This window comes from Streptomyces sp. NPDC057697 (genome assembly GCF_042799335.1).
Lineage (GTDB): Bacteria > Actinomycetota > Actinomycetes > Streptomycetales > Streptomycetaceae > Streptomyces.
The window spans coordinates 1-15,415 of the sequence record NZ_JBHVJA010000017.1; the positions used below are offsets into that span (position 1 = coordinate 1).

Consider the following 15,415-nt stretch of genomic DNA (forward strand, 5'->3'; position numbering starts at 1 on the left):
AGGGGCAGATCTTCGTGAAGGGCGAGGTCATCAAGACGGTGCCCGAGTCGAAGATCGTGGAGACGCTGATCGAGGAAGCCCTGAAGATCGCCGAGGGCATGGCGGAGGCGGGCACGCCGTCGGGGGAACCCGCCGTCACCGTGAGCTGAAACGGAACCAGAGAGGGGGCCCGAGCGTGACGATTCTGGAGAGCATCCGGGGGCCGCACGATCTCAAGGCGCTGAACGAAGCACAGCTCGGCGAACTCGCCGAGGACATCAGGCAGTTCCTCATCCGTGCGGTGGCCAGGACCGGCGGCCACCTGGGGCCCAACCTCGGGGTGGTGGAGCTCTCCATCGCCCTGCACCGGACCTTCGACTCGCCGGTCGACCGCATCCTCTGGGACACCGGGCACCAGAGCTATGTCCACAAGCTGCTCACCGGACGGCAGGACTTCTCCAAGCTGCGCGGCAAAGGGGGCCTGTCGGGCTATCCCTCCCGGGAGGAGTCCGCGCACGACGTCATCGAGAACTCGCACGCCTCGACCGTCCTCGGCTGGGCCGACGGCCTCGCCAAGGCGCACCAGGTGCGCGGGCGGAGCGACCACGTCGTGGCCGTCATCGGCGACGGGGCCCTGACCGGCGGGATGGCCTGGGAGGCGCTGAACAACATCGCGGCCGCCCGCGACCGGCCGCTGATCATCGTGGTGAACGACAACGAGCGCTCCTACGGCCCCACCATCGGCGGCCTCGCCGACCACCTCGCCACCCTCCGTACCACCGACGGGTACGAACGCTTCCTCTCCTGGGGCAAGGACGTGCTCCGGCAGACACCGGTCATCGGACAGCCGCTGTACGGGTCGCTGCACGGCGCGAAGAAGGGATTCAAGGACGCCTTCGCCCCGCAGGGGCTCTTCGAGGACCTCGGACTCAAGTACCTGGGGCCGATCGACGGCCACGACATCGCGGCCGTCGAATCCGCCCTGCACCGGGCGAAGCGCTTCCACGGCCCGGTGCTGGTGCACTGCCTCACCGAGAAGGGCCGCGGCTACCCGCCTGCCCTGCTGGACGAGGCCGACCGCTTCCACACCGTCGGCGCGATGGACCCGCTGACCTGCGCCCCGCTCGTCCCGTCCGGCGGGCCCTCCTGGACCTCGGTGTTCGGGGACGAGATCGCCGCGATCGGCGAGGAGCGGCCGGACGTCGTGGCCATCACGGCGGCGATGCTGCACCCCGTCGGGCTGACGAAGTTCGCCGAGGCATTCCCGGACCGGGTCTGGGACGTCGGCATCGCCGAGCAGCACGCCGCCGTCTCCGCGGCCGGCCTGGCCACCGGCGGCCTGCACCCGGTCGTCGCCGTCTACGCCACCTTCCTCAATCGGGCCTTCGACCAGTTGCTGATGGATGTCGCGCTGCACCGGTGCGGGGTGACCTTCGTCCTCGACCGGGCCGGTGTCACCGGCCCCGACGGGGCCTCGCACAACGGCATGTGGGACATGTCCGTGCTCCAGGTCGTCCCCGGGCTGCGGCTGGCCGCCCCGCGCGACGCCGACCAGCTCCGGGCCCAGCTCCGGGAGGCCGTCGCCGTCGACGACGCGCCCACCGTGATCCGGTTCCCCAAGGAGTCGGTGGGGGAGCCGGTCCCGGCGGTCGGCAGGATCGGCGGCATGGACGTGCTGCACCGGGCGGACGAACCCGATGTGCTGCTGGTGGCCGTCGGGGTGCTCGCCCCGGTCTGTCTGAACGCCGCCGATCTGCTGGCCGGGGCCGGGATCCGCTGCACGGTCGTCGACCCGCGCTGGGTCAAGCCCGTGGACGAGGCGCTGCCCCCGCTCGCCGCCCGGCACCGGCTGGTCGCCGTCGTCGAGGACAACAGCCGGGCGGGGGGCGTCGGTTCGGCGGTCGGGCAGGCGCTGCGGGACGCCTCGGTCGACGTACCGCTGCGGACGTTCGGCATCCCCGAGCAGTTCCTCGCGCACGGCAAGCGCGCCGAGGTGCTGGCCGACATCGGGCTCACCCCGGTCGAGATCGCCGGCCGGATCAGCGCCGCACTGGCCGCCGGGAAGGCGGCGACGAGGACCGAGGAGAGCGGGGAATGAACGACGACCGGCCCCAGGGCTTCGACCTGACGCGGCTCCTCGCGGAGCGCGGCGCCGAACGCTACGAGCTGCACACCAAGCACCTCAACCACCAACTGCCCCGGATGCTCCGCACGATCGGCTTCGACAAGGTCTACGAACGGGCCGAGGGCGCGCACTTCTGGGACGCGGACGGCAACGACTACCTCGACATGCTCGCCGGATTCGGGGTGATGGGCCTCGGCCGGCACCACCCCGTCGTACGCAAGGCCCTGCACGACGTCCTGGACGCCTCGCTCGCCGATCTCACCCGCTTCGACTGCCAGCCGCTGCCCGGACTGCTGGCGGAGAGGCTGCTCGCGCACAGCCCGCACCTGGACCGGGTCTTCTTCGGCAACAGCGGCACGGAGGCGGTCGAGACCGCCCTGAAGTTCGCACGCTACGCCACCGGCAGGCCCAGGATCCTCTACTGCGCCCACGCCTTCCACGGGCTGACGACCGGCTCGCTCTCGGTCAATGGGGAGGACGGCTTCCGGGACGGCTTCGCCCCCCTGCTGCCGGACACCGCCATCGCGCTCGGCGACCTGGACGCCCTGCGGCGCGAGCTGAAGCGCGGCGACGTGGCGGCCCTGGTCGTGGAGCCGGTCCAGGGCAAGGGCGTCCACGCCGCTCCCCCCGGCTTCCTGCGCGAGGCCCAGGAGCTGCTGCACCGGCACAAGGCCCTGCTCATCGCCGACGAGGTGCAGACCGGCCTCGGCCGGACCGGCGACTTCTACGCGTACCAGCACGAGGAGGGGGTCGAGCCCGATCTGGTCTGTGTCGCCAAGGCGCTCTCCGGCGGCTATGTGCCGGTCGGGGCGACCCTGGGCAAGGACTGGATCTTCCGGCGCGTCTACTCCTCGATGGACCGGGTCCTGGTCCACTCCGCGAGTTTCGGCTCCAACGCCCAGGCGATGGCGGCCGGGCTCGCGGTCCTCGCGGTGATGGAGGACGAGGAGACCGTCGCCCATGCGCGGCGGACCGGCGAGCTGCTGCGGGAGCGGCTGACCGCGCTGGTCGACCGCTACGAGCTGCTGCACGAGGTGCGCGGGCGGGGGCTGATGATCGGCATCGAGTTCGGCCGGCCCTCCTCGCTGAAGCTGCGCAGCCGCTGGACCGTGCTCCAGGCGGCCCGCAAGGGGCTCTTCGCGCAGATGGTGGTGGTGCCACTGCTCCAGAAACACCGCATCCTCACCCAGGTCTCGGGCGACCACCTCGAAGTGATCAAGCTGATTCCGCCCCTGGTGATCGACGAGTCGGACGTCGACCGGTTCGTCACGGCGTTCACCGCTGTGATGGACGACGCACACAGCGGCGGTGGGCTGATGTGGGACTTCGGCAGGACACTGGTGAAGCAGGCCGTGGCCAATCACTGAGACTTTTGCCTGAGAGGCAAGTTATTTGCCTCTCAGGCAGGATCCTGGCCCAATGGGTACATGAATCCTCCAGACGGAGGGGTGGCCGACGAGCTGCCCGGAGTCGCGCCCCGCCTGCGCGATCTGCGCCGGAGCCGTGGTCTCACCCTGGAGACCGCCGCTCAGCGGGCGGGTCTCTCGCCCGCCCATCTCTCCCGGCTCGAAACGGGACGCCGGCAGCCCTCGCTGCCGATGCTTCTCGGTCTGGCCAGGATCTACGGTACGACGGTCTCCGAGCTGCTCGGCGAGACGCCCCCGGAACGCGATGCGATCATCCGCGGCGGGACGTTCGAAGGGGCCGAGGCCGACGGCTGGATGTACCGGCAGGCCGGTGGCTCCGGCCGGGCCATGCAGGCGCTCCGCGTACGGGTTCCGCACGGTGCGCAGAGCGACCTCGTCCGCGTCCATCCGGGCGAGGAATGGCTCTACGTGCTCGCCGGGCACCTCCGGGTGTGGCTCGGGGAGACCGTGCACGACCTCGCCCCCGGCGACAGCGCGCACTTCGACTCGCTCACCCCGCACCGGATCACGGCCGTCGACCGCGACGGCGCCGAGCTGCTCTTCGTCCACACCCTCCTGCAGAGCCCCGCCGCCGAGCTGTGTCTCGGCAGCGGGATCCACCGTCGCTGAGACCGGTTGCCCCGGTCGCCAGAGAGGACCGTCATGTCCGATTCAGAGAACTTCGACCCGCTCGGATCCAGGAAGAACTACGAGGCCCAGGAGCGGAAGTTCCCGCGTGGCGTGGTGATCAGGCTGTTCGCCTATCTCATCGCCGGGCACATCTTCGCGGCCTTCCTCTACCTGCTCTTCGCGGTGGCCGGCAAGGGCTGACCGCGGCGGGCGGCTCCGGCTACACCTCGTCGAGGAGCCGGTCGCGCAGCCGCTCGCGGGTCTCGGGGGCGAGCCCCAGACCCTCGGAGAAGTAGCGCTCCGTGCCGCCCCAGACCTCGTCGATGGTGGCGAACGCCGCGGTCAGATAGTCGGCGTGGGCGCCGAAGAGCGGGTTCAGCAGCGCCGCCACCTCGGCCGGCATGACCAGTTCCGAGGCGTCGCCGCGCCGCACCTTGTAGCGGCGGTGCGCGTCGTTGGACTTGAGGTAGTCGGCCTCGATGGCGTCGCGCTCGACGCCCACGGCGAGCAGCGCCACCGCGATCGACACACCGGCCCGGTCCTTGCCCGCCGCGCAGTGCAGCAGGGCGGGCACGCTGTCCTCGGCCAGGGCGTGCAGGACCCGGCTGTGCTCGGCGGTGCGGTCCCGGATGATCGAGCGGTACGAGGCGATCATCCGGTTCGCCCCCTTGCCGTCGCCCAGGACCGCGTGCAGCTGCTCGACGTCGCCGTGGCGGACCATGTGCCAGAACTCCGCACCGTCGGCCGGGTCGGAGAGCGGGATGTTGATGTTCCGCACGCCGGGCAGCTCCACGTCCAGGCCGTCCAGCCGGCGGTCGGCGGCGCTGCGGAAGTCGAAGACCGTGTGCAGGCCGAGACCGTGGAGGAACGAGGCGTCCTCGGCCGTGGCGCGCGCGAGGTGGCCGCTGCGGAAGAGCCGTCCGTACCGCACCCGCCGGCCGTCCCCGGTGGGCAGCCCGCCCACGTCGCGGAAGTTGAGGACACCCGCCAGTTCGGGTTCCGCCGACGGGACCTGCGGCACGTGCTGCGTCACGGTGACTCCTGGAGGATCTGGTGCCGACGCGGGTCGTCCGCGAGGCCACTTCGGCGACGATACGACATCGATTCCTCAGGCAATCATCTCGGTTCCGCCCTGTCGATACCCGGGCTAACTCCGGTTCTCCCGAGGCGGATCCGCCCGGTGAATTCCGTCCGGGCCCGTTGCCCGCACCCCAGGCATGGTCGATGATGTGCGGAACTGTTGAAATGTGGGGATGCGATGATCGAGACGGGCACCACCGGCCGTATCTGGCTGCTCACCGGCGCGAGCAGCAGCTACGCACTGCGACTCACCGACCAGGACGAACTGGTCCATCTGCACTGGGGGCCGAGGATCTCCCTCGCGGCCGCCGAAGCCCTGGCCGCGGCGCCGGAGCTGCCCTTCCGGGCCTTCGAGTCCCCGCTCGACGGCCGGGAGGAGTATCCGGTGGAGGGCGGCCCCCGGTTCGTCCGCCCGGCGCTCTCGGTGCGCACCCCGCAGGTCCGCGGCACCGAATGGGCCTTCGAGGCCGCCGAGGTGGACGGGGACGAACTGCGGCTCGGCTTCACCGACTCCGTGCACCGGCTCGCCCTCACCCTGCACTACCGGATGCGGGACGGCTCCGACGTCGTGGAGCGCCGGGCCACCGTCGCCCACGCCGGACCGGACGGCCCGCCGCTGGAACTGCTGCGCGCCGACGCGGCCGCCTGGACGCTGCCCGCCCGCGACGGCTGGCGGCTCAGCCGGCTGCACGGGCGCTGGGCGGCGGAGTCGCGGCTGGAGCGGGCTGAGCTGATGCACGGCGAGAGCGTCGTCTCCAGCCGCCGCGGCCACACCGGCCACCAGTACCTGCCGTGGGTCGCGCTGGACGCCGACGGCACGGCGACCGAGGAGAGCGGCGAGGTGTACGGCTGTGCGCTCGGCTGGTCCGGGTCGTGGCGGATCTCCGTGCAACGGCTGCCCGACGGGCTCGTACAGATCACCGGCGGCGCCGGATACGACGACTCCGGGCTGCTGCGGCTCGCGCCGGGGGAGTCCTACACCACGCCGGTGTTCGCCGGGCTGTGGAGCGGGCAGGGGTTCGGCGGGGCGAGCCGCGCCTGGCACGCCTGGCAGCTGGCCCATGTGATCCCGGACGCCGAGGTGCCCCGCCCGGTGCTCTACAACTCCTGGGAGGCGACGGGCTTCGACATCTCGCTCGACCAGCAGCGCGCCCTGGCCCGGCGCGCCGCGGCGATGGGCGTCGAGCTGTTCGTCGTGGACGACGCGTGGTTCGGACAGCGGACCAGTGACCACGCCGGGCTGGGCGACTGGACGGCCAATCCGGACCGCTTCCCCGGCGGGCTGAAGCCGCTCGCCGACGAGGTGCACGGGCTCGGCATGCGGTTCGGAATCTGGGTCGAACCGGAAATGGTCAATGCCGACAGCGATCTCTACCGGGCGCACCCCGACTGGGTGCAGCACTTCCCCGGGCGGACGCGCACCGAGTACCGCAACCAGCTGGTGCTCAATCTGGCCCGCCCCGATGTGCAGGAATACCTCTGGCAGCAGCTGGACGCCCTGCTCTCCGGTACGCCCGTCGACTATGTGAAATGGGATTTCAACCGCTGCTTCACCGACGCGGGCTGGCCGGGCGAGGAGTACCCGCAGAAGATCTGGATCGAGCACGTGAACGCCCTCTACGCGCTGATCGACCGGCTCAGGGCCGCGCACCCCGCGGTCGCGTTCGAGTCCTGCTCGGGCGGCGGCGGCCGGGTCGACCTGGGAATCCTGTCCCGTACGGACCAGGTGTGGACCTCCGACAACACCGACCCGCTCGACCGTCTCGCCATCCAGGAGGGCTTCGGGCACATCCATCCGGCGCGGGTGATGGCCGCCTGGGTCACCGACAGCCCCAACCACCAGCTCAACGGGAGGGTCAGCTCGCTGCGGTTCCGTTTCGTGAGCGCCATGGCCGGGGTGCTCGGGGTCGGCGGCGACCTCGCCGAATGGAGCGAGGAGGAACTGGCCGAGGCCCGGACCTGGGTGGAGCTCTACAAGGAGATCCGGCCGGTCGTGCAGTACGGCGCGCTGTACCGGCTGCGCGAGCCGCGCGGCGGCCTCAGCGCGGTCCAGTACGTCCACGGGGAGGAGACCGTGGTCCTGATGTGGCTGGAGGCGCAGCGGTACGGGGAGCGGCCCCCGGCCCTGCGGCTGCGGGGGCTCGACCCCGAAGCGACGTACACCTGCCTGGACACGGGGGCGGTGCACCACGGCTCGGTGCTGCTGCACCAGGGGCTGCACACCGGACTCCGGGGCGATCTCGACGCGGGGGTGCTGAGGTTCCGGCGGACGTGAGCGACGGGGTCTGTCCGTAATACAGGCTTTTGCCCGAACATGGCCTGATTGTGCGGGAGATCATCACCGCCTCGTGAGCGGGATCATATCCGTGACCGTGTGTGGTGACGGGCGAGTCGGGCATTCCGTGCGCGGTGCGGAATGCCAAGATCCTTAATCCACGGAGTGTGACCGGGATTCCGTGCCGATTTCCCGGCGCGGAATCCCGGCGTGGAACCTGTGGCTTGTTCTCGTCGTCCCGGCTCGCTTACGGTCACCGTCAATCCGGACGGACCGCCTAATCCTGCCGCCGTCCGGAATTCACATCCACTCATCGCGTGGCAGGAGCGGGGGAACCAGGTAAGCCGCCGGCCGGAGAATTCCGGACGGCTAGGGGTGAAGTCGCGCTCGACGCGGCCGGGCATCTCCAGCCCGAACCCGACAGCTCACCTCGCAGGCGCCGGAGAGGAAAAACGCCATGCCCATATCGGGTAAGCACCGCCGTCCGAACTTCGGCCCCATCGCCCGCGGCGTCGCCGCGGCAGGCGCCGGTGGCGCCGTCCTCGCGCTGCCGCTGCTCGGCGCCACGGGTGCCCACGCCGCGGAGCAGGCCGCCCCGGCCGCCGCTCCCCGGTCGGCCGCCGTCACGCACGCCGAGCCGGTCGCCCAGAAGCAGGCCGCCCCCACGACGTACTCCGTCGTCTCCGGCGACTACCTGTCCAAGATCGCCGCCGAGCACAAGATCAAGGGCGGCTGGCAGCAGCTGTACCAGGACAACCGCAAGGTCGTCGGCGAGAACCCCAGCCTGATCTTCCCGGGCATGAAGCTGACCCTCGGCGCCGGAGCGACCGCCGCCGCTGCCGCGCCCACCGGCGCCGGCACCGGCTCCGCCCTCCCGTCGAAGGCGCCCTCGGCGGCCGTCGAGAAGTCCGCCGCGACCCAGTCTGCGCCCGCCGCTCAGCCCAAGGCCCCGGCCGAGGCCCCCGCCGCCCAGAGCAACGGCTCCGGCTACGTCCACCCGGTCCCCGGCAACCACACCACCAACTACCGCGCCTCCGGCTCCAACTGGTCCAGCGGCAGCCACACCGGGATCGACTTCCCCGTCTCCACCGGCACCAGCGTGAAGTCCATCACCTCCGGCACCGTCGTCGCGGCCGGCTGGGGCGGCGCGTACGGCAACCAGGTCGTCGTCAAGCACGCCGACGGCCACTACTCGCAGTACGGCCACCTGTCCTCCGTCTCGGTCTCGACGGGTCAGACCGTGGGCGCCGGCCAGCAGATCGGCCTCTCCGGCGCCACCGGCAACGCCACCGGACCGCACCTGCACTTCGAGGTCCGCACCGGCCCGGACTACGGCTCGGACATCGACCCGATCGCCTTCCTGGCCTCGCACGGCATCTACGTCTGAGCCGGACGGCCGGGCAGCTGAGCGACACGGCATGACCTGAGCAACCCGGAAAGGGGCGGTGCGCGGCGGCGCACCGCCCCTTCTGCTTATTCCCCCTTTACCAAAACCTGACCGGGTGGTCTATGTCACCACCCGTCAACCCCTTATTACGGTCGCGTAGGTCACATTCGGCAGTGCAGGATAAGCGTTTGTGGCAGACGATTCGAGAAAAAACCAACGTGGCGTCATCAACCGACAGGGCGTCATCGGGTCGTACGCGGCGATTGGCGACAGCTTCACCGAGGGGGTCGGCGACCCCGGCCCGGACGGTACCTTCGTCGGCTGGGCCGACCGTTTCGCAGTACTCCTCGCCGACCAGCTCCCGGACCCCGGCGCCGAAGCGGGTGCCGAAGCTTCCGCGCACGGGAATTTCAGGTACGCCAATCTCGCCGTACGCGGACGCCTCCTCGACCAGATCGTCGAGGAACAGGTGCCGCGCGCCAAGGAGCTCGCACCCGACCTGGTGAGCTTCTGCGCGGGCGGCAACGACATCATCCGGCCGGGCACCGACCCCGACGACGTGGCCGAGCGCTTCGAGCGCGCGGTCGCGGAGCTGACCGAAGCGGTCGGCACGGTCATGGTCACCACCGGCTTCGACACCCGTGGCATTCCCGTGCTGCGCCATCTGCGCGGCAAGATCGCCACGTACACCGCCCATGTGCGGGCCATCGCCGACCGCTACGACTGCCCGGTCCTCGACCTGTGGTCGCTGCGGTCCGTCCAGGACCGGCGCGCCTGGGACGACGACCGGCTCCATCTGTCGCCCGAGGGACACACCAGGGTCGCGCTCCGCGCCGCCCAGGTCCTCGGCCTCGACGTGCCGGCCGACCCCGACCAGGAATGGCCCCCGCAGGCCCAGCGCGGCACCCTCGAAGTGCGCCGCGACGACATCCACTGGGCGAGGGAGTACCTGGTGCCGTGGATCGGCCGACGGCTGCGTGGCGAGTCCTCCGGCGACCACGTCGAGGCGAAGCGGCCGGACCTGCTGCCGCTCTAGGGCCGGCGCCGAAAGTGGCGTCGTCCGCCCGAAGGGCGGCCCCGGCGGTGTCCGGTGCGTGCGATCGCACGGCGGAGGGCCGCCCCCGGTACCTGGTGTACCGGGGCGGTCCCGACGACGCGGCGAGCGTGTGCGCCGGACACCGCCGGACAGACGGGACTTTCGACACACCCCCAGGTCCTGGAGCCTCTCGTCCGGATCGCGCCGGGGCACGCGGGCCCGGTCCGATCCGGACGAGAGGCCCCGGGGCGCGTGTCCTCGCCGGGCCCCTGCCGGGGGTGTCCGCCCCTCAGACGCGTCGGGCGGGGGACGGCGGCGACGCCGGTATCCGCTCCAGCACACCGCCCGCGAAGACGTCGTACAGCGGCAGCGTCTCCAGATGCACATAGCCGATGTGGCAGTCGCAGACCGCCAGCGGACAGGCGCGTGGACCGAGGGCCTTCCGGTAGCTCCCGTCGTAGAGGTTGCCGAGCTCCGCCGGTACGAAATGACAGCGCCGCACGGTCCCGTCACCGTCCACCGAGACGACCGACTCCCCGGTCCGGCAGGGCAGCCCGGCCGAGCGGTGCGGATGCCGGCTGTACGGGAAGAGCGGGTCGACGGCCGTCCAGCGGTCCGCCTCCTCGTCCGTGTAGGTGTGGCCCTCCGCCGCGTTCACCCAGAGATAGACCTCCTCGGGCAGCGCGGCACGCAGCCGCCGTGCCTCGTCGAGGTGGTCGTCGAGCCCGACGACACCCACACTGTGCCGGATGCCGAGCGCGGCCAGCTCCCGGCACTTGCCGAGGAACCGCTCGTACGGCGTCTGCCCGGGGTGGTAGGTGCACCACAGCGCGATCTTCTCGCGGCCCGCCGCACCGGCCTCGGCCAGCCAGCCCGTACGGCAGCTGATGTTGGTCTGGATCGCCACCCGGCGGATGTGCGGCAGCCGCGCCAGCTCGACCAGCGCACGGCGGTACCAGGAGCGCACCAGACCTTCGCCCCAGGGCGTGAAGAGGACCGAGATCCGGTCCCCGGTCTGCGCCGCGGCCCAGGCCGTGAACCGCTCCAGCGCGGCCCGGTCGGCACGCAGCTGCTCCCGGCTGTCGCGCCGCTTGGCGAACGGGCAGTACGGACAGTCGTAGTCGCACGAGGCGAGCGGGCCCCGGTAGAGGATCGTCAGCTCCATGGGCGCGCTCACTTCAGCTCGTACGCGGCCATCGCGGCGCGTACACCGGGGGAGAAGAGCTCCGGGCCCAGGGCGTCGGAGTGGGCCAGGCCCTCCGGGGAGAGCCGCAGCAGCCCAAGGGCCCCGGCCGGCGCGTCGAGCCAGCCGCGCGCCTCGAACCGGGCCAGCTCACCGGGGAAGTCCTCGGCCGGCGAGGTGCCGAACCGCTCCCGGTACTCGGCCAGACGCAGCCCCTCGGCCTGGAGGACCGACTGCAGGAGGTGGCGTCGGCGCGCCTCGTCGCCGTCGACGTACCGTCCGACCTGCGCGCGGGAGAAGTCCTCGGTGGCGGCGTAGCCGTCGATGATCGCCCGCACCTCCCGCATCTCCACCGCGTAGTCGAAGGAGTAGTGCAGCCGGGTGGTGTACGAGCGCGCGCCGCACCCCAGCCCGATCATGCCGTCGGTCTGGCAGGCGTAGTCGTCGGGGCCGTCCGTCCTCGGGGCGTCGGCGCGGCGGAACATCCGCATCGAGACCTGCTCGTAGCCATGGGCCAGGAGGTGGTCCCGGCCCGCGCGGTACAGCCGCAGCCGCTGTTCGTCCCAGGCTGCGTCCGCCGCCGCACCGGTGTCCGTGCCGGACCGGCCCAGACCGGTCAGCGGGCGCACGTACAGGGGGTAGAGGTACAGCTCCTCCGGACGCCAGCCCAGCGCCGCGTCCAGCGAGGTGCGCCAGCTCTCCTCGGTCTGTCCGTCGATGCCGTAGATCAGGTCGATGTTGAGGACCGGGATGCGGGCCTCGCGTATCCGGTCCAGCGCCGCCTCCACGTCCGCACGCCGCTGAGGGCGCACGGCGGCCCGCGCCTCCGCCTCCACGAAGCTCTGCACCCCGATGCTGATCCGGGTCGTACCGCGCTCGGCGAGGACGGCCAGCCGGTCGGCCGTCGCGGTCGACGGCGAGGTCTCGACCGACAGCGGCACGGACCGCAGATCGGCGCCCATCCGCTTCTCCGCGATGTCGCAGAGCCGTTCCAGCTCGCCCGCGGTCAGGAAGGTGGGCGTGCCCCCGCCGAACGCGGCCGCGGCGAAACGCACCGGCCCGTCGTCCCCCAGCGCCTCCCGGACCGCGGTGGCCTGCCGGTCCAGCGCGTCGAGGTACCGGGTCGTCAGCTCGTCCGGAGCGCCGATGCGGGTGAAGAGATTGCAGAAGCCGCAGCGGACCTCGCAGAACGGTATGTGGAGGTAGAGCGAGAGGGCGTCCTTGCGCTCGCCCGCCCACAGCTCGCGCAGCCCCGGCCGCTCGGCGAGCGGCCGGTAGGCGGTCTTGTGCGGATAGGCGTAGACATAGCTCTGGTACGGCCGGGTGGCCGGCGCGGCGGTCGTGGTGCGGCTCATGGTGCGGTGGCCCCCGGCTCCAGGAAGAAGTGCGCGTACGGAACGGTCCAGACGGACTCGTGACCGATCCGGTGACCCGTGTAGCCGTCGTCCCCGTATGCCGTGCCGTGGTCCGAGCAGACGATGGCGAAACAGCGGCGGCGGCTGCTCGCGGCCGCGAAGAGCCTGCCGATGTGGGCGTCGACGTACTCCAGGGCCGCGGCGTGGGTGGCCCGGGAGTCGCCCGCCTCGCGGGTGGCCCCCGGTGTGTGGAACCAGTTGGGCTGGTGCAGGGCGGACACATTGACGAACAGGCAGAGCCGCTGCTCCGCGGGGAGTCCGGCCACGACCTGCTCGGCACGGGCCACCTGCGCCTCGAAGGAGGTGGGCGACGCCACACCGAACTCCGGCTCCCAGTGGCTCTCCCGGAACATGCCGGGCAGCACGGAACCGAGCGGCCCGCGCTTGTCGAAGAACCCGACACCGCCGATGCACACGGTGTGGTAGCCCACCCGTTCCAGGCCGGAGAGCAGATCCGGTGTGTCGAAGACGAAGGTGCCCGGGGCGGTGGACTCACTGCCCGCGAACCGGGCAGCGAACAGGCGGGGGTGCGGCCCCTGACCGGTCGGTGTCGGCAGGAACCCGGCGAACATCGCCTGGTGGGAGGCGTAGGTGAAGCTTCCCGGCGCGTGCCGTTCCTCCCAGACGCCGCCCGGCAGATGGCGGGCCAGATGCGGGATGCGTCCCTCGGCGGCGAGCTCCGCCGCCACGTCGTGGCGCAGGGTGTCCAGGGTGACGAACAGCAGGTCATGGCTGCCCACGACCTCGCTCATGTCCGGGTCGCGGGCGTCCTCGGGGGTACGCGCGGTGTCAGGCGGTGGCGGTTGCACGGTGGTTCCTTGCTCTGTTCATGGTGGCGGCGACCTGCGCCGCGTAGGTGTCCAGGCCCTCGGCGCCGCTGCCCGGGAGGCCGGTCAGCCGCGGCAGGAGGTCGCCGAAGGCGTTGATCTCGCCGACGGCGAAGCGCCGCCAGCCGGTCGAGGGCAGCAGATCGACGCCCACGCACAGGGTGCGCGGGAAGCACGCCGCGGCCCGCTCGCACACGGCCAGGGCCTCGGCCCAGCTGCTGCCCGCCGCCCCGACGGCCGCGCGGACGTCGTCGAGATCGCCGCGCTCGCCGCCGAGGTGCAGGTTGGTCATGGGGGAGTGGCTGGTGCGCACGACGGCGTGGGTGGCCCGGCCCGCCACCACCACGACCCGCAGATCCGCAGCCCGGCCGCGGTGGGTGGCCTTGGGCAGCCAGCGTTCGATGTGCAGCCCGTCCGGCGCCAGCGCGTCGACGATCTCCGCGATCTCCCGCTCCGTCGTGATCCGGCGCACCCGCAGGGAGTTGAAGAGCCGGCCCGACGCGTCGCGCTCCACGGAGGTGGTGGCCCTGATCCGGCCGGGCCCGGCGGTCTCCACGGCCATGACCCCCGAGGCGGACGAGCCGTGCGCGGGCTTGACGAAGACCCTGGGCATGCCGTGGTCCGCCATCCGCTCCCGCACGTCCGCCCAGCCCCCGACCGCGGGCGCCGCGGCCCCCGAGGTCGGCGACGCCGGGACCGGCACCCCGGCGCCGTCCAGCACGGCGTGGCAGAGCCGCTTGTCGAACAGCACCGCGATGTCCCCGGGGTCGTCGAGCAGCACGGCACCGGCGGCGGACGCCGCCCGTGCCACCGTCCGCACGGCCGCGGTGAACCCGGCGTACCAGACGGCGCTCCCCTCGACCCGGGTCGGATCCCCGACCTTCCGCAGCAGCCGTTCCACCTCGGGGTCCTCACCGGGGGAGTCCATCCGCACGGTCTCGCCGGGCAGGAACCCGGCCCGGCCGCGCAGCACGTCCGACCAGGGCACGACGCGCGCCGCAGGCAGCCCGGCGGAGCGCACGGCGTCCTGGAAGAGCGTGACCCGGCGGTTGCCGGGCACACCCACGACGGCGAAGCGCGGCGCCGGGCCCGTCGTCCTACTCGCCGACGGCGACATAGCGGTCGTCGTCCTCCTCCGGATCCCAGTACTCGACATCGTGGATCTCGCCGTTCACCCGGTCCGGACCGAGCAGGTCCTTCAGGCGGTCCATCAGCGGGTCGCTGATGTAGTGATGGTGCAGATCCAGCGAGGTCAGATGGGAGAGCGGCTGGCCCGAGAGCAGCGCCTCGGCGCCCTCGTCGCCGAGGGTGCCCATCGCGAGGGAGAGCGACTCCAGCCGGGCGACCACCGGGGCGCAGGCCACGGCCGCCGCTATCTCGTCCTGGATCTCGCTGTTCTGCAGACCGAGGTGGCGCAGGGCGGGAAGCGCCGCACCGGAGAGCAGCGGCGCGAGGTCCTCGACCGTGGCGTCCCCGCCGTACCACGGGACGCCGAGCCAGAGTTCGAGGTGCTCCAGCGCGGGCAGCTCGGAGGCGCCGACCGCCCGCACGACAGCGGACGGGAGCCCGCCGGACTCGAACCGCAGCGATCTGAGCGAGGCGTGTCGCACCGGCCGGAGGTGGAGCGACGGCCGGTCCTCGGGCTCCCGGCCGCAGCCGCGCACCGTCAACTCCTCCAGCTGTCCGAACGCCTCGATCACCGGCGTGACGTCGCACATGTCGAGCCACGACAGCTCGCACTCCTCGCCGACCACATCGGCGAGGAAGAGCCCGCGCAGCGACGGGAAGCGGTCGGCGTGTCCGACCAGCAGATCGAGGACCGGGCCGAAGGGTGTGTAGTGCTCCTGCCACCAGGGCCCGATCAGCAGCGCCCGCACACGCGTCGTGTCGACGGTGTCGAGGAAGAGCTGCCACAGCGCGTCGAACGTCAGATCGCCCTGCCAGGCGCTCTCCAGCCGCCACGCGACCGCACCGGCGTCCGGGAGCGGGGCGGCGGAGGCCGCACCGGGGCCCGGCAGGGTGTGGACGGGCAGGCCGTGAAAGGAATCGGGATGTCCGATGTCAGTCATCGC

13 protein-coding genes, 1 pseudogene and 1 riboswitch are annotated in these 15,415 nt (G+C 71.9%); of the genes and pseudogenes, 8 read left to right on the top strand and 6 right to left on the bottom strand.

Annotated elements, in window-relative coordinates; all coding sequences use genetic code 11:
- From ACFVFH_RS31970 to ACFVFH_RS31990, 5 genes and pseudogenes are all read left to right on the top strand, one after another.
- Positions 1 to 149: pseudogene (locus tag ACFVFH_RS31970) on the top strand (4-hydroxy-3-methylbut-2-en-1-yl diphosphate synthase); the annotation flags it as partial.
- A gap of 26 nt (positions 150 to 175) precedes the next feature.
- The gene (gene dxs, locus ACFVFH_RS31975) at positions 176 to 2,077 is read left to right on the top strand and encodes a 1-deoxy-D-xylulose-5-phosphate synthase (protein WP_383775223.1); all 1,902 of its coding nucleotides are present in this window, start codon (positions 176 to 178) and stop codon (positions 2,075 to 2,077) included.
- Entirely contained in the window at positions 2,074 to 3,471 is a 1,398-nt protein-coding gene (locus ACFVFH_RS31980; protein WP_383775226.1) for an aspartate aminotransferase family protein, read from the top strand. Before dxs ends, ACFVFH_RS31980 begins: the two co-directional genes overlap by 4 nt.
- Before the next feature lie 60 nt (positions 3,472 to 3,531).
- The gene (locus tag ACFVFH_RS31985) at positions 3,532 to 4,140 is read left to right on the top strand and encodes a helix-turn-helix domain-containing protein (RefSeq protein ID WP_383775229.1); all 609 of its coding nucleotides are present in this window, start codon (positions 3,532 to 3,534) and stop codon (positions 4,138 to 4,140) included.
- A 33-nt stretch (positions 4,141 to 4,173) separates the two neighbouring features.
- Positions 4,174 to 4,341, top strand: coding sequence for a DUF6126 family protein (locus ACFVFH_RS31990; protein WP_176729046.1), 168 nt, complete (start codon positions 4,174 to 4,176; stop codon positions 4,339 to 4,341).
- Between the two features lie 19 nt (positions 4,342 to 4,360).
- On the opposite strand, the gene ACFVFH_RS31995 is transcribed toward ACFVFH_RS31990, so the two are convergent.
- On the bottom strand, positions 4,361 to 5,173 hold the full coding sequence (locus ACFVFH_RS31995; protein WP_383775231.1) for a tyrosine-protein phosphatase: 813 nt from the start codon (positions 5,171 to 5,173) through the stop codon (positions 4,361 to 4,363).
- Between the two features lie 225 nt (positions 5,174 to 5,398).
- Between ACFVFH_RS31995 and ACFVFH_RS32000 the strand changes: the two genes are divergently transcribed.
- The 3 genes from ACFVFH_RS32000 (at position 5,399) to ACFVFH_RS32010 (ending at position 9,918) form a co-directional block, all read left to right on the top strand.
- Positions 5,399 to 7,495, top strand: coding sequence for an alpha-galactosidase (locus ACFVFH_RS32000; protein WP_383775234.1), 2,097 nt, complete (start codon positions 5,399 to 5,401; stop codon positions 7,493 to 7,495).
- 297 nt (positions 7,496 to 7,792) lie between these two features.
- Positions 7,793 to 7,949, top strand: a riboswitch (cyclic di-AMP (ydaO/yuaA leader).
- A 3-nt stretch (positions 7,950 to 7,952) separates the two neighbouring features.
- Positions 7,953 to 8,882, top strand: a complete 930-nt coding sequence (locus ACFVFH_RS32005; protein ID WP_383775237.1) for a peptidoglycan DD-metalloendopeptidase family protein — start codon at positions 7,953 to 7,955, stop codon at positions 8,880 to 8,882.
- A 190-nt stretch (positions 8,883 to 9,072) separates the two neighbouring features.
- A complete protein-coding gene (locus ACFVFH_RS32010) occupies positions 9,073 to 9,918 on the top strand; it encodes an SGNH/GDSL hydrolase family protein (RefSeq protein ID WP_383775240.1) in 846 nt (281 codons plus the stop codon).
- A gap of 289 nt (positions 9,919 to 10,207) precedes the next feature.
- Here the strand turns inward: ACFVFH_RS32010 and ACFVFH_RS32015 are convergent, their stop codons facing one another.
- From ACFVFH_RS32015 to ACFVFH_RS32035, 5 genes are read right to left on the bottom strand one after another with little or no spacing between them, the layout of a single operon-like run.
- Positions 10,208 to 11,083, bottom strand: a complete 876-nt coding sequence (locus ACFVFH_RS32015) for an STM4011 family radical SAM protein (protein ID WP_383775243.1) — start codon at positions 11,081 to 11,083, stop codon at positions 10,208 to 10,210.
- An 8-nt stretch (positions 11,084 to 11,091) separates the two neighbouring features.
- Complete coding sequence (locus ACFVFH_RS32020; RefSeq protein ID WP_383775246.1) at positions 11,092 to 12,456, bottom strand: STM4012 family radical SAM protein; 1,365 nt, start codon at positions 12,454 to 12,456, stop codon at positions 11,092 to 11,094.
- Positions 12,453 to 13,268, bottom strand: coding sequence for an STM4013/SEN3800 family hydrolase (locus ACFVFH_RS32025; RefSeq protein ID WP_383775461.1), 816 nt, complete (start codon positions 13,266 to 13,268; stop codon positions 12,453 to 12,455). The genes ACFVFH_RS32020 and ACFVFH_RS32025 overlap by 4 nt, the downstream gene beginning before the upstream one ends.
- Positions 13,269 to 13,305: 37 nt before the next feature.
- Positions 13,306 to 14,460, bottom strand: coding sequence for an STM4014 family protein (locus tag ACFVFH_RS32030; protein WP_383775249.1), 1,155 nt, complete (start codon positions 14,458 to 14,460; stop codon positions 13,306 to 13,308).
- Positions 14,441 to 15,412, bottom strand: a complete 972-nt coding sequence (locus ACFVFH_RS32035) for an STM4015 family protein (protein ID WP_383775251.1) — start codon at positions 15,410 to 15,412, stop codon at positions 14,441 to 14,443. The genes ACFVFH_RS32030 and ACFVFH_RS32035 overlap by 20 nt, the downstream gene beginning before the upstream one ends.
- Positions 15,413 to 15,415 lie beyond the last annotated feature (3 nt).